Source organism: Bradyrhizobium sp. LCT2 (assembly GCF_009931255.1).
Taxonomy (GTDB): Bacteria; Pseudomonadota; Alphaproteobacteria; order Rhizobiales; family Xanthobacteraceae; genus Bradyrhizobium; species Bradyrhizobium diazoefficiens.
Window position 1 is genome coordinate 4,392,192 of the sequence record NZ_CP034432.1, and the last position, 21,596, is coordinate 4,413,787.

At 64.7% G+C, this 21,596-nt stretch carries 24 protein-coding genes and 1 tRNA gene; 12 read left to right on the forward strand and 13 right to left on the reverse strand.

What is annotated here, in order from left to right; genetic code table 11:
• The first annotated feature begins 160 nt into the window (after positions 1-160).
• The gene (locus EI171_RS21155) at positions 161-709 is read left to right on the forward strand and encodes a hypothetical protein (protein WP_161534590.1); all 549 of its coding nucleotides are present in this window, start codon (positions 161-163) and stop codon (positions 707-709) included.
• Between the two features lie 151 nt (positions 710-860).
• Positions 861-937: transfer RNA gene (locus EI171_RS21160), tRNA-Arg, on the forward strand.
• 66 nt (positions 938-1,003) lie between these two features.
• On the opposite strand, the gene EI171_RS21165 is transcribed toward EI171_RS21160, so the two are convergent.
• The 3 genes from EI171_RS21165 to EI171_RS21170 form a co-directional block, all read right to left on the reverse strand.
• The gene (locus EI171_RS21165) at positions 1,004-1,966 is read right to left on the reverse strand and encodes an AraC family transcriptional regulator (protein WP_028171429.1); all 963 of its coding nucleotides are present in this window, start codon (positions 1,964-1,966) and stop codon (positions 1,004-1,006) included.
• A 146-nt stretch (positions 1,967-2,112) separates the two neighbouring features.
• Positions 2,113-2,286 (reverse strand): zinc ribbon domain-containing protein, encoded by a 174-nt coding sequence (locus EI171_RS44820; RefSeq protein WP_011088072.1) that lies wholly within the window; start codon positions 2,284-2,286, stop codon positions 2,113-2,115.
• Positions 2,287-2,425: 139 nt separating this feature from the next.
• Complete coding sequence (locus tag EI171_RS21170; protein ID WP_028171430.1) at positions 2,426-2,710, reverse strand: hypothetical protein; 285 nt, start codon at positions 2,708-2,710, stop codon at positions 2,426-2,428.
• 338 nt (positions 2,711-3,048) lie between these two features.
• On the opposite strand from EI171_RS21170, the gene EI171_RS21175 reads away from it, so the two are divergent.
• Complete coding sequence (locus tag EI171_RS21175; protein WP_161534591.1) at positions 3,049-3,510, forward strand: host attachment protein; 462 nt, start codon at positions 3,049-3,051, stop codon at positions 3,508-3,510.
• Positions 3,511-3,540: 30 nt separating this feature from the next.
• Here EI171_RS21175 and EI171_RS21180 read toward each other — a convergent pair whose 3' ends face one another.
• Complete coding sequence (locus EI171_RS21180) at positions 3,541-3,804, reverse strand: hypothetical protein (protein ID WP_028171432.1); 264 nt, start codon at positions 3,802-3,804, stop codon at positions 3,541-3,543.
• 291 nt (positions 3,805-4,095) lie between these two features.
• Here EI171_RS21180 and EI171_RS21185 point away from each other — a divergent pair, with 291 nt between their 5' ends.
• The 3 genes from EI171_RS21185 to EI171_RS21195 all read left to right on the forward strand — a co-directional run bounded on the left by EI171_RS21185 (position 4,096) and on the right by EI171_RS21195 (position 6,353).
• Positions 4,096-4,542 (forward strand): hypothetical protein, encoded by a 447-nt coding sequence (locus tag EI171_RS21185; RefSeq protein ID WP_011088070.1) that lies wholly within the window; start codon positions 4,096-4,098, stop codon positions 4,540-4,542.
• A 98-nt stretch (positions 4,543-4,640) separates the two neighbouring features.
• Positions 4,641-5,513: a DMT family transporter gene (locus EI171_RS21190; RefSeq protein ID WP_028171433.1), complete on the forward strand. Its 873-nt coding sequence runs from the start codon at positions 4,641-4,643 to the stop codon at positions 5,511-5,513.
• 96 nt (positions 5,514-5,609) lie between these two features.
• Entirely contained in the window at positions 5,610-6,353 is a 744-nt protein-coding gene (locus tag EI171_RS21195; RefSeq protein ID WP_161534592.1) for a hypothetical protein, read from the forward strand.
• Between the two features lie 72 nt (positions 6,354-6,425).
• Here EI171_RS21195 and EI171_RS21200 read toward each other — a convergent pair whose 3' ends face one another.
• Both EI171_RS21200 and EI171_RS21205 read right to left on the reverse strand, forming a co-directional pair.
• Positions 6,426-6,728, reverse strand: a complete 303-nt coding sequence (locus EI171_RS21200; RefSeq protein ID WP_038967080.1) for a hypothetical protein — start codon at positions 6,726-6,728, stop codon at positions 6,426-6,428.
• Positions 6,729-6,794: 66 nt separating this feature from the next.
• On the reverse strand, positions 6,795-8,240 hold the full coding sequence (locus tag EI171_RS21205; protein ID WP_161537049.1) for a deoxyribodipyrimidine photo-lyase: 1,446 nt from the start codon (positions 8,238-8,240) through the stop codon (positions 6,795-6,797).
• A gap of 107 nt (positions 8,241-8,347) precedes the next feature.
• Between EI171_RS21205 and EI171_RS21210 the strand changes: the two genes are divergently transcribed.
• Positions 8,348-10,078 carry a Cache 3/Cache 2 fusion domain-containing protein gene (locus EI171_RS21210; protein ID WP_097532102.1) on the forward strand — a complete coding sequence of 577 codons (1,731 nt, stop codon included), beginning with the start codon at positions 8,348-8,350 and terminating at the stop codon, positions 10,076-10,078.
• A 125-nt stretch (positions 10,079-10,203) separates the two neighbouring features.
• Here the strand turns inward: EI171_RS21210 and EI171_RS21215 are convergent, their stop codons facing one another.
• Entirely contained in the window at positions 10,204-10,863 is a 660-nt protein-coding gene (locus EI171_RS21215; RefSeq protein WP_011088064.1) for a peroxiredoxin, read from the reverse strand.
• Between the two features lie 392 nt (positions 10,864-11,255).
• Here EI171_RS21215 and EI171_RS21220 point away from each other — a divergent pair, with 392 nt between their 5' ends.
• Positions 11,256-11,828: a hypothetical protein gene (locus EI171_RS21220; protein ID WP_038967084.1), complete on the forward strand. Its 573-nt coding sequence runs from the start codon at positions 11,256-11,258 to the stop codon at positions 11,826-11,828.
• A gap of 36 nt (positions 11,829-11,864) precedes the next feature.
• Here the strand turns inward: EI171_RS21220 and EI171_RS21225 are convergent, their stop codons facing one another.
• From EI171_RS21225 to EI171_RS21245, 5 genes are all read right to left on the reverse strand, one after another.
• Positions 11,865-13,730, reverse strand: coding sequence for an alkaline phosphatase family protein (locus tag EI171_RS21225; RefSeq protein WP_110116336.1), 1,866 nt, complete (start codon positions 13,728-13,730; stop codon positions 11,865-11,867).
• 870 nt (positions 13,731-14,600) lie between these two features.
• Complete coding sequence (locus EI171_RS21230) at positions 14,601-14,918, reverse strand: response regulator transcription factor (protein WP_038967096.1); 318 nt, start codon at positions 14,916-14,918, stop codon at positions 14,601-14,603.
• A 52-nt stretch (positions 14,919-14,970) separates the two neighbouring features.
• Positions 14,971-16,194 carry an ABC transporter permease gene (locus EI171_RS21235; RefSeq protein ID WP_011088060.1) on the reverse strand — a complete coding sequence of 408 codons (1,224 nt, stop codon included), beginning with the start codon at positions 16,192-16,194 and terminating at the stop codon, positions 14,971-14,973.
• The gene (locus EI171_RS21240; RefSeq protein WP_011088059.1) at positions 16,191-16,916 is read right to left on the reverse strand and encodes an ABC transporter ATP-binding protein; all 726 of its coding nucleotides are present in this window, start codon (positions 16,914-16,916) and stop codon (positions 16,191-16,193) included. Before EI171_RS21240 ends, EI171_RS21235 begins: the two co-directional genes overlap by 4 nt.
• Entirely contained in the window at positions 16,913-18,343 is a 1,431-nt protein-coding gene (locus tag EI171_RS21245; RefSeq protein WP_011088058.1) for an efflux RND transporter periplasmic adaptor subunit, read from the reverse strand. The genes EI171_RS21240 and EI171_RS21245 overlap by 4 nt, the downstream gene beginning before the upstream one ends.
• 599 nt (positions 18,344-18,942) lie before the next feature.
• Between EI171_RS21245 and EI171_RS21250 the strand changes: the two genes are divergently transcribed.
• On the forward strand, positions 18,943-19,602 hold the full coding sequence (locus EI171_RS21250; protein WP_011088057.1) for a response regulator transcription factor: 660 nt from the start codon (positions 18,943-18,945) through the stop codon (positions 19,600-19,602).
• A 90-nt stretch (positions 19,603-19,692) separates the two neighbouring features.
• On the opposite strand, the gene EI171_RS44825 is transcribed toward EI171_RS21250, so the two are convergent.
• Positions 19,693-20,193: a hypothetical protein gene (locus tag EI171_RS44825; RefSeq protein WP_171901290.1), complete on the reverse strand. Its 501-nt coding sequence runs from the start codon at positions 20,191-20,193 to the stop codon at positions 19,693-19,695.
• A gap of 35 nt (positions 20,194-20,228) precedes the next feature.
• Here EI171_RS44825 and EI171_RS21260 point away from each other — a divergent pair, with 35 nt between their 5' ends.
• From EI171_RS21260 to EI171_RS21270, 3 genes are read left to right on the forward strand one after another with little or no spacing between them, the layout of a single operon-like run.
• Positions 20,229-20,621 (forward strand): curlin, encoded by a 393-nt coding sequence (locus tag EI171_RS21260; RefSeq protein ID WP_011088055.1) that lies wholly within the window; start codon positions 20,229-20,231, stop codon positions 20,619-20,621.
• A 26-nt stretch (positions 20,622-20,647) separates the two neighbouring features.
• Positions 20,648-21,082, forward strand: a complete 435-nt coding sequence (locus EI171_RS21265; RefSeq protein WP_051000353.1) for a curlin — start codon at positions 20,648-20,650, stop codon at positions 21,080-21,082.
• A 44-nt stretch (positions 21,083-21,126) separates the two neighbouring features.
• Entirely contained in the window at positions 21,127-21,588 is a 462-nt protein-coding gene (locus EI171_RS21270) for a minor curlin subunit (RefSeq protein WP_011088053.1), read from the forward strand.
• Positions 21,589-21,596 lie beyond the last annotated feature (8 nt).

The following is a 21,596-nucleotide window of genomic DNA, read 5'->3' on the forward strand; positions in this document are numbered from 1 at the left end:
GGCGGCATTTTCGGGTAGCGGAAAAGTTACCCTTACCGGGCCTTGGCAGAAAAACCTGGGGTTGCCATTTGAACCAAAGGGCTGGGCCAGGAACCAATTATAGTATCGCCTGTTAAGGCGGAGTGCCCACGCGGGGATTGCGGGGGGCGGAGCGCGGCCAATGCCCATCTTTCGGTATTTCATGTTTGTCGGCGGAGCGTTGCTCGCACTGCTGTTTGCGGTGAACTTCGTTGTGCCGGCCTCGCCCGTGACGTCAGTCGTCGCGACCGCAAGCAATGACCAGCCGTTGATCCGGATCCGGTCCGATCGGCACCTGCCTGAGCGCGTCGTGCTCGACACCACCCAGCCGACGATTGCCCCGCCCGCGATGAAGACCGCAGCCGCAGCTGTCGTTGCGCCTCAGCCGCCGGTGCAGGATGCCGCCTCGGCGGCGCTCGCCGAGATGTCGGCCAAGGCGCGGGTGCGCGAGACGTTCGCCCAGTTCACGCCGGGCTCGAAGGCTGATGCCGTTGCAGCCAAGAAGACGGCTCAGGCCCAGGCGGAGGTACCGGCTGCATCTTCGCCCCGGGCTCAGCCCAAGCGCAAGATCGCAAGGGCGCATCCGGCGCCGCAGTATTATGGTGGGCCACAGTTTGGTGGGCCACAATACGGCCGGCCGATGATGGTGGCCCAGCAGCCGCATTTCGGCCTCTTCAACACGACCTGGTGAGAGCGCCTCTGACCCGTCTCGAAACGAGACGGGAAGGGCTTTTTATTGGCCAGCCTCTCTGCTAATTCGAACGCGTCCGAACGCCGCCGGTACGCTGGTTCGCCAGCAACGGTCCGGCGCTTCTCGGTTGCGGCCCGATGTACGGGCCGGGGCGCTCGTAGCTCAGCTGGATAGAGCATCGGATTTCGATTCCGAGGGTCGGAGGTTCGAATCCTTCCGAGCGCGCCAGCCTTGATGTTCCGGATATGTTCCGAAGTGGCGTCGATGCCGGTCAGCGTCGCACGGCTTGCGGCGTCAGCTTGTCGGAAGCCCGATCTGCCGCCCCCGCGCCAGCGTGTCCGAGGGCGCCTCGTGGAAGGTCGCACGGTAGGCAGCGGCAAACTCGCCCATGTGATGGAAACCCTGGGCGCGTGCGCAGGTGGCAACGGTGGCGCCGCCGCCTTTCAGCAGCCGGGCGCGTGTCGCCCATAGTCTCTTCAGGCGGATGTACTGGTGCAGGCTCATGCCGCGCACCTTGCTGACTGCGCCGCCGAGCGTCCGAATCGAGACGCCGAACTCGCCGGCGAGGTCGGCCGTATAGATCGGAGCGGTCGGATAGGCCGCGACGTATTCGTCGATCCACTGCACGAGCTTGGCCGACCGCCCGCCCTGGACCGAGGTGCTCCGCTCCGGTCGCGCGTCGATCCGAAACAAATCGTCGAGCGCGAGCAGCAGGCCTTCCTGGAGATGGGCGGCGGCCTCGGTGGTCTCGAACAGGAACGGCTGCACCGACGCGGTTCGCAGGATGTCGAGCAGGAGTTGCCGTGTGTGCAGCAGGGCCGGCCGGTTCGCGACATAGGCCCGCAAATCGTCGGCATGATCGAACCAGCCCCGGTCTTTCAGGCCTGGAGAGAAGATGATCATCGCATGATAGTTCGTGCGGGGTTCGACGAAATGGCATTCGTCGTTGCCGCGGAGCGCAACGAAGAAGCGCGCGTCGAGATCCATTCCCTTGGAATTGACCAGAAGGTCGTCGGTCATCGACAGGATCACCATCCCGCCCGGCATGCGATAGGCGGTGTCGAGGATGCGCGCGAACGATCTCATCACGATGATGCGGCACGCCGGCAGAGAGACGACGGCGCGAGCGGCCGCGAAGTTCGGGACGTCGAGCGGAATGCTTCGAGCGTCCTCCATCGACTCGATCGGCCGAAAGGCATCGACATCGGCAAAGTCGATCAGTTGAAGCGCGGAGGACGGGGCGAGGGCGTCGAACATGCGTCTGGCCGGCTGCTGCAATGTGACAATAAAATGAACGTCGGTACATCGCCATCAATGGCGAAACATCGCGCTTCAGTAAACCGGATTCCGGGCCGTAGTATTGCGGACATCATGCCAAGGCGTCCGTCAGATCATTGTCACCGTCAACGTTCCCGGTTCATCGGTTGGCCGGAGGCGAGGTCGATGAAATGGATGCGCGTGCAGGCGGGGCAGACGAAGGACTCGAAGCTCCGTCCCTCCGGTATCTGCTGCTTCTCCAGATGCGTCTGCACATTCATGCCCGTCTGGGGGCATCGAAAAACAATCAGGTCGGCCATCGTCGCAGAATGTCGGCGCGGCGAATTTTTCTCTTTGATCTAGATCAGTTTTGGAATTGCTCCAGACCGGCCGAACAGGCGCGCGTGGACCATCCGCGATCTTGCAAAAGCGAAGGGGCCCCGAGGGCCCCTTCGAATGTTACCAGCGGCGATAGCCGTAACCATAATAGCGCGGGCCGTAGCCGCCGTAGTAGCGCGGCGGTCCATAATATCGGGGGCCGTAGTACGGCCGCGGGCCGTAATATCCATAATAGTTCGGACGCCAGAAACAGCGCCCCCAAGCATCGCAGACCATGCGGACCTGCTCGACGTCGGAGACCTGCGGGACAGCAGGTGCAGGCGCGATGGGCATGGCGGACGCCGCCGGCGATGCCGCGAGGGCACCGAACAGGGACGCGGCGACGAGGCCAATCTTCAGATTCATAATGTCTTTCTCCGCTTACGCGATGCAGGATATCGAAGTTGTTCTGATCAAATTGTGGCGGAACCGAAATGTAATGCTGATGAACAAATCTTCAGTCGCTCCGCCGCGGGCCTGATCCGGCTGTGCCAGATTGCTCCAGCTCCGCGCTTCTGGCCATGTCGTGCTTGCCTCGCGGCCGCATCGCGGGACATCGCCACCAACCTTGATCCTGCGCAATTCATCTTCGGTGCTTCCTCCCTAGTCTTGTCGCCGTGGGCCGTCCTTCGCGGAATACGAAGAGCGCGTTCGGCCGGTCGTCCGCATCGGTCCGGGGCCCACTGTTTGCTTGGAGCTGTGCAATGGACAAGATGAGAATCGACAAGGGTGACTGGCTGGTCGTGTGCGACGGGCGCAAGGCGCTCATTCTGGAAAACCTCGGCGACGAGATGTTTCCGAACCTGCACACCAGGGAGGTGCACGAGCAGCCCAATCCCCCGACGAGCGCACAAGGGAGCGATGCGCCGGGCCGATTGCATGGCGCAGCCGGCGGTGCGCGCAGCTCGGTCGAGCAGACCGATTGGCACGATGAGGCCGAGCGCGCCTTCCTGCGCGGCCTGGCCAGCCGGCTCGACGCCGCGGTCAGCTCGGGCGAGACGTCGGCCCTGACCATGGTGGCCTCGCCGCGTGCGCTCGGCATGATCCGCGCCGATTATTCGGACGTCTTGCGCAAGGCGCTTCAGGGCGAGGTGGGCAAGGACCTCGTCAAGCTGCCGGTCTACGAGATCGAGAAGCAATTGCTGCTGTCGGGCGCCGCCAGATAGGGACGCCCGCAGCGGACGCGCCGGCGCCCCTCAGAAGCAGGGGTGCCGGCGGCGGTCCTGGCCGACATAGGCGGCCGCGCTCTGGTAGCAGCGGTTCGTCGAGGGGCCGTCGTAATAGGCGAAGGTGCCGGGGGTGATGCCGGGGCCATAATTGTGCAGATAGCTGATCGGGTAGGGCAGCGGGTTGACGTAGGAGCGGTGGTACCGGTGATGTCCCCGCGCCTCCGCGAGACCAGGGGCTAGGATTGCGGCCGACAGGGCAGCAACCGCGGCTACAAGCTTCAACTTGCTCATCTCGATTCTCCGGAACCCGCGCGAATAGGTCGTCCGATTATAGCCATTTCAGGCCGCCAGGACACCTGTCCGGCGGCCGGAAAACGGGGCCAGTCCCGCCGATTCCCGGGTGGGTGTGACAGAATTGCCGGAAGTGCGGCCGGACCCTGCCCATTTTTGGCCTTTTCGGGATGCTTAACGAATTCCCCACACAAGTATGACCAAAGAGAATTCGGTTAGAATCCTGTTGCCGGCCCTTTGGGGGTCCTTCGAGGCCGGTCCCATTCCTGAAGGCTTTCGTCGTCCGCCGCCATGCGCATCACGCTTTTGAGCCTGCTGTTGCTCTGCCTCGCCGCCGCCACGCCGGCGCGGGCCGAGCTGCACATCACCCGCGACCATGGCGGCTATGTCGAGGAGTACAAGGCCAAGTACAAGCGGGTCCGCGAGAAGGGCGAGCGCGTCATCATCGACGGCATCTGCAATTCGGCCTGCACGCTCGTGCTCGGCATCGTGCCGATGAACAAGATCTGCGTGACGCCGCGCGCCAGCCTCGGCTTCCATCAGGCCTATTACGACAAGGCCTTCACCTTCGGCATCAAGGTCACCAGCTCGGAAGGGACGTCCGACCTGATGTCCTACTATCCCGACACGGTGAAGGACTGGATCCGCCGCAATGGCGGGCTCACCACCGACATGAAGAAGATCAAGAACGGCGTCGAGCTCTGGAAGATCATCGACCCCTGTCCGGAAGAATGGTGAGCGGCTGATCCGAGCCGCTGCCGCTCGTCGCAGCGCAGCATCGCTAGGCGAGAAATTCGCATTGCCGCATCGGCCCCCATGGGGCAATGAGGGCGGCAATGAACCATAATCAAGAAGCCCTAACCGCCCGCGCCGCGCCGATCCTGTTCGTCCTGCTCTGGAGCACCGGATTCATCGGCACCAAATATGTCATCAGCAACGCCGATCCCTTGACCTATCTCGCCATCCGCATGGCGATCGTGGTCGGCCTGATGGCGATCATCGCAGGCATTGCGCGGCCGAAATGGCCCGACCGTATTGGCATCGCGCACAGCGCGGTTGCCGGCATCCTCGTCCATGGCTTCTATCTCGGCGGCACCGCGATCGCGATCGCGCATTCGATTCCGGCCGGGCTCTCCGCACTGATTCCGGGCCTGCAGCCGATCCTGACCTCGACCATCGCCAACCGCTGGCTGGGCGAGAAGGTGACGCCGTTGCAATGGGCGGGGCTCGTGCTCGGCCTCGGCGGCGTGGTGCTGATCCTGCACAACCGTCCCATGACGGGCGAAGCCGGGCTCGGCTGGCTTGCCTCGGTGGTCTCGCTGATCAGCATCACGCTCGGCACGCTCTATCAGCGTCGCTACTGCAACCACATCGACTGGCGCGCCGGCAATCTCGTGCAATATGTGGCCGTCACCGTCTTCTTCGCGATCGGCGCCTTCCTGTTCGAGGATCGCGTGGTGCACTGGACGCGGGAGTTCGTGCTCGCGCTCGCCTGGCTCACCGTGGCGCTCTCGATCGGATCGATCGGGCTGCTGTACTGGCTGATCCGCCACGCCGCGGCGACGTCGGTCGCGAGCCTGTTCTATCTCGTGCCCGCCGTGACCGCGCTGATGGCTTACGCACTGTTCGACGAGAAGCTCGATGCGATGGCGATTGCCGGCATGGCGATGTGCGCGGCCGCGGTGTTCGTGGTCAACCGGCGCGTCTAGGCTGACGGGGCGAGGCGACGGCATACATCCCTGACGTGCGCGGCGCGCCGTGTTAGGCTGGCCGCATTTCAGCTTCCCTTTCACGCGGTGACCTCCATGAAGAAGGCGAGACGTGCGCTGCTCGGCCGGTCCCTGAAGCCGGTCCGGATTGCCTGCATCAACTACGCGGAGGAAACGATCAGCGGCCGCATGATGAGCCAGCTCACCGCGGCGCTCCAGAAGTGTTACGACAAGCATTTCCTGCCGGTGTGGGGCTATCCGGTCGACCTTTATGTCACGAAAAGGCCGAAGCCCACCGATTGGCAGCTCGTCTATTTCGACGACGCCTCGCATGAGGGACTGCTCGGGCGCCATGAGCTGACGCATCGCGGCCAGCCGATCTCGAAGATCTTCGTCAAGGCGCTGGGCGAGGAGCCCGTCAGCGTCGCGGCCTCGCACGAGCTGTTCGAGATGGTGCTCGACCCCATGGCCAATCTCTGGGCCGACAAGAATAGGAACACGCAATACGCCTACGAGGTCTGCGACGCCGTGGAGGAGGACTCCTTCTTCGTCGGCGGCTTCGAGATGTCGAACTTCGTCTATCCGTCCTGGTTCGAACCGTTCGAGCATCCGAGCGGCACCAAGTTCGACCACAAGGGAACGCTGAAGGAGCCGTTCTCGATGACCGAGGGCGGCTACGTCATCAAGAAGGTCAACGGCAGGCGGGTGATCAAGCAGTTCGGCTCGCCCGAGAAACGGCGGCGCTTTGCCAAGGAGGACCGGCGCGGCCATCGCAGCGAATTTCGCGACCCGCGAGGGGTCCATCATCCGGGGCGGCGCGCAGCCAAGCGGCGAGGATAGGCTATTGCGGGGCGAAGCCTCCGGGCGCGTCCGCACCCGAAGGCTTGTTCGTGTCTGCTCTCGGGAGCGCGATCAGCGCTTGGCCTTCTTGGCCTTCTTTTTCTTCTTGGCGGCCTTCTTCGCGGATTTCTTCACGGCCTTCTTCGCGGTCTTCTTGGCCGCCTTTTTCGACGACTTCTTTGCGGCCTTCTTCGAAGTCTTCTTGGCCTTCTTCTTGGAAGCCTTCTTGGCCTTCTTCGGCGCTACTTTTTTCGCGACCTTCTTGGCGGCTTTCCTGACCTTCTTGACGGCCGTGACTGCGGCGTCCTTGGTCGCATCCACGGCGGTGGTGATCGTCTCCATTGCCTGTTCGGTGATCGGCTTATCGTCGTCCATATCGTCCCCCACGGTTTGTATGGAGCGATGACGATAGCGGGTTTCAAAATTGTGTCAAAGCAACCCTCAACCTTTGCGGATCTTTGCGTAGGCGGAGAGCGCACGCTCGCGTCCCCGGGCGTGATCGACGATCGGCTGCGGATAGGTCTTGCCGAGCGTGACGCCGGCGCTCGCCAGCTCGATCGGCGTCGCCTGCCAGGGCTGGTGGATCAGCTTCGCCGGCAGTCCTTGCAGCTCCGGCACCCAGCGCCGGACATAGGTTCCATCGGGATCGAACTTCTCGCCCTGCAGCTGCGGATTGAACACGCGGAAATAGGGCGCAGCATCGGCGCCGCAGCCCGCGACCCACTGCCAGTTGGCGGGATTACTGCCGGCATCCGCATCGACCAGCGTGTCCCAGAACCAGGCCTCGCCATCGCGCCAGTCGATCAGGAGGTGCTTGACCAGGAAGGACGCCGCCACCATCCGTACCCGGTTGTGCATCACGCCAGTGTGCCAGAGCTCGCGCAGGCCGGCATCGACGATCGGGTAGCCGGTGCGGCCCCGCTGCCAGGCGGCGAGCGCCTTGGTGTCGCGCTTCCAGGGGAAGCCGTCGAAGTTCGTTTGCAGGTTTTCGGTGGCGAGGTCGGGGTGGTCGTGGAGGAGGTGGCGGCAGAATTCGCGCCAGCCGAGCTCGCTCAGGAACTTCTCGATGCCGGGCCCGAGCGCCGCATCCTCGGCCGCGGCGAAGCGCGCGGCGTGCCACACCTGCCGCGGGCTGAGCTCGCCGAACCGCAAATGCGGCGACAGGCCTGACGTGCCCACCCGGTCCAGGCGGTCGCGGTCGCCGGCATAGCCGCGCGCGATCGTCTTGAGGAAGTCGCGCAGGCGCGCGCGGGCCGAGGCTTCGCCCGGCGTCCAGCGCTCGCGCAGGCCGCCCGCCCAATCGGGCTTGGTCGGCGCGAGCTGCCAGCTCTCCAGCCTGTCGCTCACGATCTTTGGATCCGGGCGCAGCTGCTTCGGCGCGGGCAGGGGTTTTGGCGGATCGCCGAGCGACAGCACGCGCCGCCAGAACGGCGTGAACACGCGCAGGCCCCGGCCTTCTTTGTTGCGGATCGCCGAAGGTGGGGCGATCAAGTCTCCGGGGAAGCTTTGCGACTCCACGCCGAGCTTTGCCAGTGTCGCTTCGAGCTGCCTCTCAACTGCCTGATGCGGCGCTTGCGCGATCCCGTTCCAGTAGACGGCGCGGGCGCCGCTTTCGCGCGCCACCTCGGGGATCACCCCGGCCGCCGGTCCCTTGCGCAGGATCAGCGATCCGCCCCGCGCTGCGATCTCGGCGCCGAGCGCCCGCAGCGACTGTGCCAGCCACCAGCGCGCCGCGCCGCCGGGTGCCCGGCCGGCTGTGTCGTCGAGTACGTAGAGGCAAACCACCGGCGCACCGGTCTTGGCGGCGGCATGGAGGGCGGGGTGATCGGACAGGCGGAGGTCATCGCGGAACCAGACGACGATAGGCGGCGCGCTTGGTGTGGTCAGGGCGTCCTCGTTTACAATTTGTAAAGCATGGGGCGGCGTGAACCGCCGTTAATGCGGCCGTAAGCCCCTTGCACGATTATGCAGGAATTACGGGGGTCATTCCATTCATGTCCAGCCTTTCGACGGCGAAGTTCCTGCCGCAGTTCAAACTTGGCACCAAGGCCGTCCTGTGCGCCGTGCTGCTGATCGCCGTAAACACGGCGCTCGTGGTTGGCGCCGGCTATTGGTCGCTGACCAACGCCTTCAATGACCGCGCGCTGCGCGACATCGAGGTCAATCTGCGCACGCTGGCGCTGGCCTTTGCCGAGATCGTGCCCGACGCCAAGATCACTGTGCGGGATGGTGCGGTCGCGCGCGCCGAGATCCCCAAGATGCCCGAATTTAGAGATCACGCCATCGTCGACCGCGCGGTGTCCTATGTCGGGGGCAACGCAACCCTGTTCGTGTTCGACGAGGCGAGCGGGCAGTTCGTCCGCCGCTCGACCAATGTGAAGAAGGAGAATGGCGACCGCGCCGTCGGCACCCAGCTTGCCGCCGATCATCCGGCGCAGGCCGGCTTGCGCCGTGGCGAGGCCTACAAAGGCCCGGCCGTTCTGTTCGGCAAGTCCTTCATGACCGCCTATTTCCCGGTCGCGGACGCGACCGGCAAGGTCGCCGGCATTCTCTACGTCGGCATCCCCATGGCCCAGTTCGAGAGCATGCTGACCCAGGCGATCTCGAGCATGGCCGCCGCCGCAGGGCTCGCCGCGCTGCTGGTTCTAATCCTCACCCTGCTGATCGTCCGCCGTGTCACCCGGCCGCTCACCTCGGTCACGCGCTCGCTCACGGCGCTGGCGAACGGCCAGAGCGACGTCGAGATCGATTGCGAGGATCGCGCCGACGAGATCGGCGAGATCGCCCGCACCGTCGCGGTGTTCAAGAGCAATTCGCTGGAGCGCGCCCGCATGCGCAGCGAGCAGGCGGCGGCTTCGGCTGCCGCAGTCGAGCAGCGCAAGGCCGACCTGCGCAACTTCGTCGAGCAGTTCCGCGGCAGCGTCGGCGGCATCCTCGACAAGGTGCTGACGTCGTCAGGCGAGTTCGAGCGGGTGGCGCGGCAATTGACCGACACCGCACGCTCGACCGCCGATCTGTCCGCACAGTCGGCCGGGGCGTCCGAGGACGCCTCCGAGCACGTGCGTTCGGCGGCGTCAGCCTCCGACGAGCTGAGCCAGTCGATCTCCGAGATCACCCGGAGAGTGCAGGAATCGAACGAGATCTCCGCCGAGGCGGTGAGGCAGGCCGAGGTCACCGACCAGCGCATCGCGCAGCTCTCCGAGGCGGGCACGCGCATCGGCGACGTCGTCAAGCTGATCACCTCAATCGCCGAGCAGACCAACCTCCTGGCGCTGAACGCCACCATCGAAGCCGCGCGTGCCGGCGATGCCGGCCGCGGCTTTGCGGTCGTGGCTCAGGAGGTCAAGACGCTCGCCGGCCAGACCGCCAAGGCGACCGACGAGATCTCGAACCAGATCGCCAGCATGCAGCTTGCGACCGAGGAATCGGTCGCCGCCATCAGGGCGATCAGCCAGACCATCGAGCGCATCAGCGGCATCGCCGGCTCGATCTCGGCTGCGGTCGAGCAGCAGAAGAGCGCCACCCACAACATCGTGGCCAGTGTTCGCGCCGCGGTCTCGGGTACGGCCGAGGTCGCCGTCAACGTCCGTCACGCCGCCAAGGGCGCAAGCGAGACCGGCGAGACGTCGAGCCGGATGTTTGCCTCCGCGCAGGCGCTGTCGGGCGAGAGCCTGCATCTGAAGGCCGAGGTCGACGGCTTCCTCGAGCGCGTTCACGCGGCGTAGGGCTCCAACGCGGTCATTCCGGGGCGGTGCGTCAGCACCGAGCCCGGAATCTCGAGATCCCGGGTCTGGTCCTTCGGACCATCCCGGGATGACTTTTAGCGGTCGCTATTCGCGACCGCCAAAAGTCACTTAGGCTGCGGCACGATCCGGATGTAGGGCTTCGGCTCTTTCCAGCCCTGCGGGTAGATCGTCTTGGCCTCGTCGTTGGAGACCGAGCCTGCGATGATCACGTCCTCGCCCTGCGTCCAGTCGGCCGGGGTTGCGACGCGGTGCTTGGCGGTGAGCTGGAGCGAGTCGACGACGCGCAGGATCTCCTGGAAGTTCCGCCCCGTTGTCATCGGATAGACCAGCACCAGCTTGATCTTCTTGTCCGGCCCGATGATGAAGACGTTGCGGACGGTCTGGTTGTCGGCAGGCGTGCGGGTGAGGGGATCACCCGAGGTCGAGGCCGGCAGCATCTCGTACAGCTTGGAGACGTTGAAGTCGGTGTCGCCGATCATCGGATAGTTCGGAGCCGCGCCTTGCGTCTCCTTGATGTCCTCAGACCACTTCGCGTGGCGATCGACCGGATCGACCGAGAGGCCCATCAGCTTGACGCCGCGCTTGTCGAATTCCGGCTTCAGCTTGGCCAGTGCGCCGAGCTCGGTCGTACAAACCGGCGTGAAGTCCTTGGGGTGCGAGAACAGCAGTGCCCAGCTGTTGCCGATCCAATCGTGGAACTTGATCTTCCCTTCGGTCGTCTCAGCTTCGAAGTCGGGGGCGGTGGTGCCGATCGGAAGTGTCATGGTTCTACCTCATCACATTGAATTTGCTTGAGAATTGGTCTCTGGCCGTCGCCGTCAGTATAGGGGCTTGGCGAGGCTAAGTGAACGTTGACTGAACCGCTTGAAGTAAAATGTGAATTCCTTCTCTGAAGAGCCGATCTCCTAGCACTTTTCTGTTACAGCGGCACCTGCGGCGAAACATCTCCACCGGGGCCTCACGGTCTCGATTGCCCCGATAAAGCCTTTTATGACCCGCATCACGCCCGCCCGACGCTCTCCGGAACCGAAATGGTCCTCATAGCGACTAATCGGCAACCATTGAGAAAAGTCGCGATCCCCGTATCGAATCATTAACCACCCCTTTACGCCCGCATGAAAATGCTGGTCGGTCAGAAGAAATCTGGAAGTGAACTATGTCTGCCGCTTCGCCTAAGTCTGTTGAGTCGCCGTCCCTCGAACCGTCCTGCCGCGATACCGCGGCTCATGCTCTCTCTATCGTGCGCGACGGCGTGATCACGGGCGAAGGCCCGACCACGAAGGGCCGGGTGCACTTCTCCCGCTCGCTCGATGCCGATGACACCGCCTGGTGCACGCGCATCCTGACCGCCACCGCCGTCAACGACCAGCCGGTCAGCCGCGCCGAAGCCGAGACGCTGTTCGAGATCAACGAGGCCGCGACCGAGCGCACCGACGGCGGCCGGTTCGACGACCTGCTTGCCAAGGCCGTGGCTCACTACGCCGCAAGCGCCTCGGGCCTGAAGGTGCCGCCGCGCAGCGTCGCGCTGTCGGCCGACACCGAGATCGAGAGCTGGGCGCCGTCCTATGCCTCCAAGGTCAACAGCGAGATGCTGGAGTGGATCGCCGGCCAGATGCGCGGCAAGCGCCAGAACAATCGTCGCCTGATGGCGATGGTGGCGACCTTCCTGGGCGCCACCGCGCTGCCTCTGGCGGGCCAATTGCCGAACGTGTTCGACATCGGCATGTAAATTTGCGTCTCTTGAAGACGCGAACAAGCGGCGGGGTTATTTCCCCGCCGTTTTTTGTTTGCCGGCGTCCGGCTCGAGTCCGAGCGTGCGGCCCGGGAAGCCGGCGGCGTCGAAATAGCGCTGGCTGCCGACGCGCTGGAGGTTGAGCACGGTCTGAAGGCCGTTCTCGGACATCTTCGACTTCTCGACGCCCTTGAATGCCTTCGGCACGATGCCGTTGGGCAGGGCCTCCGACATCACGCGGCCGATCAGGCCGCCGTTGTGTGCGCCGCGCAGGCCCATCAGCTGGGCGGCCGTCATGCCGACGTCGGCATTGCTGACCGGGATCAGGCTGACATAGCCGGCTTTGAAATCCGGTCCGATCGCGGCCATGAAGTTCATGGTGTCGCCGCGGCTGAAGCTGCCATGCATGCCCTGGCCCTGGCGCAGCACGGTGTCGGCGACCTGCACCGAGCAGTTGGTCGGCGCCTCGCCGCAATCGCTGGCATAGGAGCGGAAGTTGACGACGATCGACGGCGTCGGCGTCGCCGACTTGCCGCGCAGATTGAGGCTCGACAGCGGCAGCGTGCCGGGGAAGCGGCCGAGCGAGTCCTCGACGAACAGGCCGGAGACGTAGTCCTGCTCGAGCAGGGCCTTGATCGTTTTCGCCGCGAGCTTCTTGTCCTTGCTCGGCAGGTAGACCAGGTCCGAGCCGCCATTGGTGGCGACGACGAGATCGGGCTTCTCCGGATCCTTGCCGAGCACGCCGTTGCCGGCCTTGGGATGCTTGTTGCCCTCGACCTTCGCATTCTTGTCGTTGGGGTCGAACAGCGGCAGATCAAGCGCTTTTGCAAGGTCGAGCGCCAAAAAGCCCATCGGCAGGAAGTCCTTCGGCGTGTCGTCATAGCTGACCTTGGCCGACGGGCTGGTCTTGCTCTCCTTGGAGATCGTCGAGAAGCCGTGGTCGGCCGAGATGATGATGTTGGTCGAGGCGGCGAGCCCGAGCTCGTCGAGCGCCTTGCGGAGCTGGGCGAGGTTGTTGTCGGCGTTCCTGATGCCGGCCATCGAGGTCGGCCCGTTGATGCCGGGCATGATCTGGTTGAGGCTGTCGCCGGTGTTGTGCTGGCTGCCGTCAGGGTCGCGCGACCAGAACACCAGGACGAACGGCTTGTTGCGCGCCTTGAACATCGGCAGCACCACCTTGGCGGCGACGTCGGCGAAATACGCCTGCTGCGCGACGTTGGCGACGGTGGTGCCGGGCGTCTTGGCATCGCCGGCCTTGCTGTTGTCGCCGCGCGGGGGCGTCGCAAGGGGCAGGCCGGCCTTGGTCAGCGCCGCCTTCACCTCGTCCGACAGCGCCACGCCGTTCTTGCCGCCGGTGGAGTCGTCGAACACCACCGAATGCAGGCCGGGCTTCTCGGGCTTGTCGGTGTGGTCGAACTGGTAGGTCGGCCCGACCTTGCCGATCGCCGCCGTGCTCAGCCCCTTGTCGCGGGCCATTTTCAGAATGGTCTCTTCGTTGAGATAGTCGCCCTTGAAATGCTCGTCGATGTCGCCGAGCACGGCGTCGTTCTCGATGAAGGGGACCACGGTGTCACCGGCCGGGACGGAGGTGTAGTTGGTCCAGATCGTGTTGGAGAACACGCCGGTGTCGCCGAGATAGTGGCCGGTCGACATCGCCGAGCCGTTGGCCATGGTGAAGGTCGGGAAGAGGGAATGCGGATTCTTGAAGTTGACACCCTTGTCGCGGACCTCGGCCATCGCGGGCGCCGTTTCAGGGGTGACCTTCAGCGCGCGCAGCCCGTCCGGGATGAACAGGATGAGGTTGCGGGGGGTGTTGTTTTGGGCGGAGGCAAGTCCAGCGGAAAGTCCGGTGGACAGCACTGTCAGTCCGGCGGACAGCAACACCAGTGAACGGCGCATCAAATCTCTCCTAACGGTGAGGCGGCAAGGCCGCGACCGCGGCCCCGGCCTTCGTTTAGTTTTGCTGGATGACAGTTTTGTTACAAGGCCTGTTACTAGTGCAAGAGGGATGGGGAGGGGGACGGCAACCCCCTCGTGTCCCGGACGCGACGCAGCTCGTAGGATGGGTAGAGCACTTGCGAAACCCATCATGCTTCCCCGTAGACGAAAGGTGATGGGTTTCGCTTCGCTCTACCCATCCTACAACCCCGCAGACACACCTCCGCATCCTCGCGGCTTGTTTCGCCCGAGTTCTGCTTTGTCACTTCACCCTCATCAATGAAAGAGGGCGCAGGGAAGGCCGGGAGCCGGCTGGCTCCCATTGACCGCTATGCCAAGAGCAGGTTGCGCTACAATGCACAGCGGGAAACAGGGCAACCGGAGACATCCCGGCCTTCCCTGCGCGGATGGTTGGAACGGCTTATGTCGTGAGCTCCCCGGGGAGCGATGCACTATTGCCCCCGTCGCCCTGCGGATGGCTGATGCGCGTACCCGGTCGGGCCGCAACATCACCGCAAGGCTTGACGCACAGACCCCGGGCGTCAGGACCACACGATTTTGCCGTACGCAAGCTGCACCGGTCGTGCGCGCGACGCTTTTCGCTCACGGCTCTCCGCCCTGCGAAGCCTTCGCGCCAGTGAAACCTGCGTCCACCGCTGCCCGGCCCGCGTGTCGTGACGATCGCGATACGCCCCTCTTCCTTGGGCCGGAGTGAAAAATGTCTAACAAAAATCCGAATTCTAATAAATAGAATTATTTGATGCCGGTCGCTTGACCCCGGTCTTGAGTGTCTTGCCCGACGGGGTGCACAAGGGGTTGTGGCCGGGACACTTATTCCGGCGCGGTCGTCACCCGCGGAGTCTGCGCGAGGGCCTGTGCCGGCTTGACGGACGCCGGGTCGGCTCCGCTCCTGGTCCGATCGCGCCGCAGCGAGAGCGGGGCCGTCTTGAGCGCATAGATGATCGCGATCTGGGTCCGGTTCTGGAGACGGTACTTGCGCATGATGTTGCCGATATGCGCCCGCACCGTGTTCTCCGAGATCTTGAGCTCGTAGGCGATGTTCTTGTTCTGCATGCCTCGCGCGATCAACATCATCAGCTCACGTTCGCGCGGCGTCGGTGTAATCGAATCCTTCGGATCCGGGCTCATGACTGGCTCCTCCCTGGTCTTCTGGTTGACGTGGCAGCCCCCCGGCATCTTCTCACTCCGTCTTGAGCGCCTCGATCGGGCTCAGCCTGGATGCCTTGTGGGCGGGGTAGAAACCGAAGATCAGGCCGGTCGCGATCGAGAAGACGAGGGCAAGGCCGATCGCTTCGCCGTCGATCGAGGTGATCCATCCGGCCATACGGGCGACGGTCATCGAGAGTGTGATGCCGCCGGCAACCCCGATGGCGCCGCCGAGCAGGCAGAGGACGAGTGCCTCGCAGAGGAACTGGAGTCTGATGTCCCGCATCCGGCCGCCAAGCGCGCGGCGGATTCCGATCTCCCGCGTGCGCTCCGTAACCGACACGATCATGACATTCATGATGCTGATGCCGCCGACGAGCAGCGAGACCGAGGCGATGGCGACGAGCAGGAGCGCCACGGTGCGGATCGCGCCCTGCTGCGCTTCCATGGCGGCGGCCGGATCCTGGACCTTGAAGTCGTCCTCCTGGCCGGCGGGGATGCGGTGGCGCTGCCGCAGCAGGCTTTCGATCTCCGATCGCGCGCCCGCCATCTGACTGTCCGCGGCCACCTTGGCGATGATGTAGGCGACCGAATCCCGGTTGATGTTGCTCGCGCTGCCAAGGAAGCGCAGCTTGGCCGTGGTGAGGGGGACGAAAGCGACGTCGTCCTGCGCCGGGCCCTTGCGATCGAGCACGCCGACCACTTCGAGCGGCACCTTCATGATCCTGATCTGCGCGCCGATCGGATCGTCGCCGGGCGCGAACAGCTCGCGCGCGACGGTGCTGCCGAGGATCACGACCTTGCCGGCACCGGTCTCTTCGGTGCCGGAGAAATAGCGCCCGGCCGCGAGCTGCCAGTCGCGCACCATGAAGTGACCGGTCGTCGTGCCGTTGATGGTCGTATTCCAGTTCTTGCTCTCGTGGATGACCTGCGCCGTTCCGGCGATCGAGCCGGCCGCGGCCTGGATCTCCGGAATCTGCTCGATGATGGCCTGCACGTCGCTCTCGGTCATCGTCAGCTTGCTGCCGTCCTTGAGCCGCACGCCGCCCTGATAGACCGCGCCCGGCGTGATCATCAGCACGTTGGCGCCGATCGAGCGGATCTGCTCCTGGAGGCGAAGCTGCGCGCCGGACCCGATCGCAAACACCGTCACGATCGAGGCAACGCCGATCACGATGCCGAGCATGGTGAGGAAGCTGCGCAATGGATTGAGGCGCAAGGCGTGCAGGGCGATCTGAAAGCCCTGGAGCATCGTCATGACGCAGCGCTCCGTTTCGGCAGCAGGGGAACCAGCGTCTCGTCGCTGACGAGCTCGCCGTCGTGCAGGCGGATCGTGCGCCGGCACCGCGTCGCGATGCCGGGGTCGTGCGTGATCATCACGATGGTCTGGCCGGTCCGGTTGAGCGCGGCGAACAGCGCCAGGATCTCGGCGCCGGTGCGGCTGTCGAGCGCGCCGGTCGGCTCGTCGGCGAGCACGATCAGCGGAGAGGCGATCAGTGCACGCGCGATCGCGACGCGCTGCTGCTCGCCGCCCGAGAGCTGCCGCGGAAAGTGATGAGCCCGGTGCAGCATGCCGACGGCCTGAAGGCTCGCTTCGGCTCGCGCCAGGCGGTCCTTGCGACCGATGCCGCAATAGACCAGCGGCAGTGCGACGTTCTCGATCGCATTATGGCGTGCGAGCAGATTGTAGGACTGGAACACGAAGCCGATGCTGCGGGCGCGCAGGGACGACCGGCGATCTTCCGAGAGCCCGGCGACATTGGCTCCCTCGAGATGGACCTCGCCTTCGCTCGGCAGGTCGAGCAGCCCGATCATGTTCATCAGCGTCGACTTGCCGGAGCCCGACGGTCCCATCACGGCGACGATCTCGCCCTGTGCGATGTCGAAGCTGACGTTGCGCACCGCGGCCACTGCGACCCCGTCGGTGCGATAGGTCCTGGATACGGACCGGAGACTGATGAGGGGCAGGGGGGCGGTCATGATCCGAACCTGATTCCGAGAAACTCCATGCCTGCCGGCCGGATGGCCTGGCCGACGGCGACCTGGCTGCCTTCGACGAGGTCGCCGCTCTTGAGTGCGACCTGTTCGGTGCCGGAGGCGCCGACCGTCACCGCAATACGCCGGAGCGAGCCGCCGGCGGTGCGCACCCACACGCCGCTGTGCGCGGTGGTCGGGTCCGGACGTGCGCCGGACGGCTGGAAACGCAGCGCGGCGAGCGGCACCTTCAGCACGTCGTCCTGCCGCTCGATCACGATCTTCACCAGGGCAGTCATGCCGGGCAGCAGCGCGCCGTCGAGGTTGGAGGTCGACAGCACGACGGTGTAGGTGACGACGTGCTGCTGGTTCTGCGGCGCCTTGCGCACCTGCCGCACCACGGCCTCGAAGCGGCGGTCGGGGTAGGCATCCACCGTGAAATGGGCGCGCTGGCCGGAGGCGATGCGGCCGATATCGGCCTCGTCGACCTGGGCGTGAATCTCCATGTCTTCCAGCCGGTGGGCGACCACGAAGGTGGTGCGCGACTCCAGGCCGACCGCGAGCGTCTGGCCCTCGTTGACGAACCTGCCGACGACGACGCCGTCGATCGGCGAGCGGATCACGGTGCGGTCGAGATCGGCCTGGGCCGCGGCGAGAACGGCCGCCTTCTCCGGCACCGCCATTCGGGCCTGTTGCAGCTCGGCCTCGATCCGGCGGACGTCGGCCTGCGCGCCGTCCACGGAGTAGGAATTGAGCGACATCAGGACCTCGGCCTCGCGCTCCTGGGCCAGCCGTGCTGTGAACTCGGTCTGCGCGTCGTCGACCGTCGTCGTCGCCACCACGTTCTGCGACTGCAGCGCCAGCTTGCGCTGCAGGGTCCTCTGCGCCGAGGCCTTGACGGCTTGCGCGCTCTCGAGCTTGGCGGCGAGCACGTCCCGGCTGCCCCTGGCGTTCTGCAGATCGATCCTGGCGCGATCGAGCTTGGCGCGCGCGATGTCGACCAGGGAATTGGCGACCGCCAGGGAAGCCCTGGCTTCGTCGACCTTGGCCGCGAAGCTGCGCGGATCGATCAGGGCGAGCGGCTGGTCCTTGGCGACGGTGTCGTTGAAGTCGACATAGACCCGGGCGAGCTGCCCGGACAGCTGGGAACCGACCTCGATCGTCTTGACCGGCTGCAGCGCGCCGGTGACGGTGACGGTCTGCTCGATGCTGCCGCGCTGGATCGCGGCATAGCGGAACATCGGCGCATCCGACCCGAAGGCCGAAGCTTCGCGCCCGCCGGGCACGAGCAGCCGTTTCGTCGAGTCGTAGGCGTGAGCCGCCGTGTCTGCCGCGCTCCCGGCGGCGCCGGCGATGACGGCCGGCTCCGCGGCGAAGACCGCGGCAAGGCCGCATGCAGTTCCAAGCACGGCAATAATTGGCACAAATCGCATATCAAAAACTCGCCTGCTTGAAATGGCTTCGTTGGCGGCGCGGAGCGAGATCGCGCTATGGTTGTAAATTGTCAAAAGCAATATCGATCGTCAGTATGTCGTCGTTGCCGGGGCGACGGTCGGGTGCGCTGAGCGATCCAGAAGTAAAGTGCGGGGGTGCGACTTTTCGTGATTTGCGTGAAATGTATACCCGGCGTATGCCAAAGGTTGCGCGCGGTATCGAACTCGATAGGCTGACTGAACGTCCCGTATGATCTGGCCGATGCGGCCAGTCGCCGGCGTTCAAGTCGGCGTATGGGTGGCGACGCCATGACGCAGTCGGCGATACCGCGGCGACGACGTCGGATTGCTTCATTCGCGATAACGCGCCTCGCCGTGATGCCGCCGGTGGCGAGATCGAATCTCTGCAATCACGAAGCCCGATATGTGAACGCCTTCACTCGTCTTCACGGAGTGTTGGCCCTAAGACGTCGAACCGGTGGACCGACGCCATTCGTTCGATCCCCGCGAATTCAACCAAGCACCTTGTTCTCGCTTGCAAGAAGAATGGATGGCTCGCTGCTTGCTCATCGAGCCCCAAGCCGGGGAGTCCGTCTGCCATGAGCTCAGGTCAAGCCACCGTTTACGTCGTTGACGACGAGGTTCAGATTCGAACTGCGATTGGAAGTCTCTGCGAGGAGACCGGACACCAGGTGAGATTGTTTGCGTCGACCGACGAATTTCTCGCGGAGAGACTTTCTGGCGGGCCTTCGTGCCTTGTGCTCGACGTTCGCTTTCCCGGGACCTCGCCGACCGGTCTCGAGCTGCAGCGCCGGCTCGCCGAGACGGGCGTGCCGATTCCGATCGTCTTCATCAGCGGCCACTCAGACGTCCGTGTCTCGGTCGAGGCGATGAAGCGCGGCGCGGTCGAGTTTCTGCCAAAACCCTTTCGCGAGCAGGAGATCCTCGATGCGATCAGGCATGGCATCGAGCGCGACCGCAGGCGGATGGAACGCGAATACGCCGTGCGTGAGGCCCGGCTGCGCATCGAGACGCTGACGGCGAGGGAGCGCGAGATCATGCTGCTGATGGCCGAGGGGCTTGTCGCCAAGCAGATCGCGGCGAGGCTTGGCGTGAGCGAAGTGACGGTGAAGGTCCATCGCGCCCGGATGATGCGAAAGCTCGAGCTGCGTTCGCCGATCGAGGTGGCGCGGCTGATCGACAGCATGGGACGCGAAGCGGAGACGGCGCGCACCGGTGCAGGACAGCCGCAAACCTGAGGCTGCGCGTGGCGACATTCAGCGCTTCGTCTAGTCCGTACCGATTAGCATGAACTGCAGTCTGTCGCGATCGCCGCGATCGGTTCAGAGTCATCCCACGATGTCGGTCGCATTCAGGACCAGCATCCGAAACCAGTCAGACAACTTGGCCAGAAAGGGATACTCCATGCGCAAATTGTTTTTTGCTTCCGTTGCCGTGCTCGCTCTGTCTTCCGCGGCCCAGGCCGCCAATACTTCGACCACAGTGCAGGTCGGCTTGGTGAACGGTTCGAGCGTCACGCAGAACGGCCTCACCAACGACAGTTCGTCGACGACCCAGATCGGCATCCTGAACGGTGCGTCCACCATGCAGGGCACCAGCTCGCCGTCGCTCAACAACGTCAGCACTGTGAACCAGGCCGGCGTGCAGAACTCGGCGACCACCGGCCAGGTGGCCTTCGGCAACAACGGCAGCGCGATCACCCAGAATTCGTTCGGGCCGCCCGCGCTCCAGAACAACTCCGCCAGCGTCGGCCAGCTCAGCTTCGGCATCAACACGAGCACCGTCTCGCAGACGGCGCACTGAACCATCTCGTCGGCCGGATGCGTCACGGCGCGTCCGGCCAATTCTCGCGGAGGAACATGACATGCGGATCACCTATCTCGTTGCGACGGCCATCGCGCTCAGTGCACTGACCACCGTCGATGCCCAGGCCGGCAACTCGGCCAGCGTGCTGCAGTTCGGCACGACCAACAGCTCCTTCATCTCGCAGACGGGCTCGACCAGCAACAACGCCACGACGTTGCAGTTCGGTGCGACCAATACGGCGACCACCTTGCAGACAGGCTCGCTCCTCACCGTCAACACCGCGGTGACCGGGCAGGGCGGCACCACGGCGACGGCCTCCAACACGGCGCTGACCGGTCAGGTCGGCGGCTCCAATTCGAGCCTGATCGGCCAGATCGGCGCGAACAATACGGCCGGCGTCGGGCAGCTCGGCATCCTGAACGGCTCGACGATTCTCCAGCAGACTCCGTGAGCAATTCTGAAGTGGTGAGGCACGTCATGAAACGTCTCTCGAAACGCCTCTCGAAACGCCTCTTGGCAAGCAGCTGCGCCGCAATGTTCGCCTTGTGCTGCGCCGGCGCCGGATCAGCCGGCGCCCAGACCGCCGACATCAAGACCATCGTGTCGGTCGGCGGACCGCCGGTCGTGCTGAACCAGAACAGTCAGCTCAACATGGCGGGCGTGTTCATGGTCGGCGGCAGCACCAGCGCGACCGTTGTCCAGAACGGCACCAACAATGCCACGGGCGTCCTCCAATTCGGCGGGACGAATTCGGCGTCGGTCGGGCAGGCCGGGATGAACAATTTCGCCTTCGTCGGCCAGACCGGCCAGTCGGCGACCAGTCTCGTGTCGCAGCTCGGCGCCATGAACACGGGCACGGTGGCGCAGTTCAGCACGGTCAATACGTCGACGATCGTCCAGACCGGTCCGTAAAGACGCGCGAACTCATCGGCGTCGGGAACCAGCGGGGAAGCGCGATGCGGAGCGGCAGAGAGGTCTCGAAGCGGGTTCTGGCCGTGGCGGCGTTGCTTGCCGCCATCGGCGCGGCGACGCAGGCGTCGGCCGGATCCATCCAGCGCAGCGTGACGAACCCGAACGTGAGCATCGAGACGATCGTGCAATTCGGCAACGACGTTCAGCCTGTCACGATCGAGGAGAACAGCCGCGTCAATATCGCGCGGGTGATCCAGATCGGCGGATCGGGAACGGTGGATGCGACCATCATCCAGAACGGCACGCGCAACTATGCCAACGTGATCCAGATGGGCGGCACCACCAACGCGGCGGTCGGTCAGTCCGGCCTCAGCAACACCGCCGACATCACCCAGATCGGCAATTCCACCAATGCGCTCCTGCTTCAGATCGGCGACATGAACTCGGGAGCGGTGAGGCAGTTCGGACGTTTCAACTGGCTGGCGATCTTCCAGTTCGGCCGATGATGGAGGGA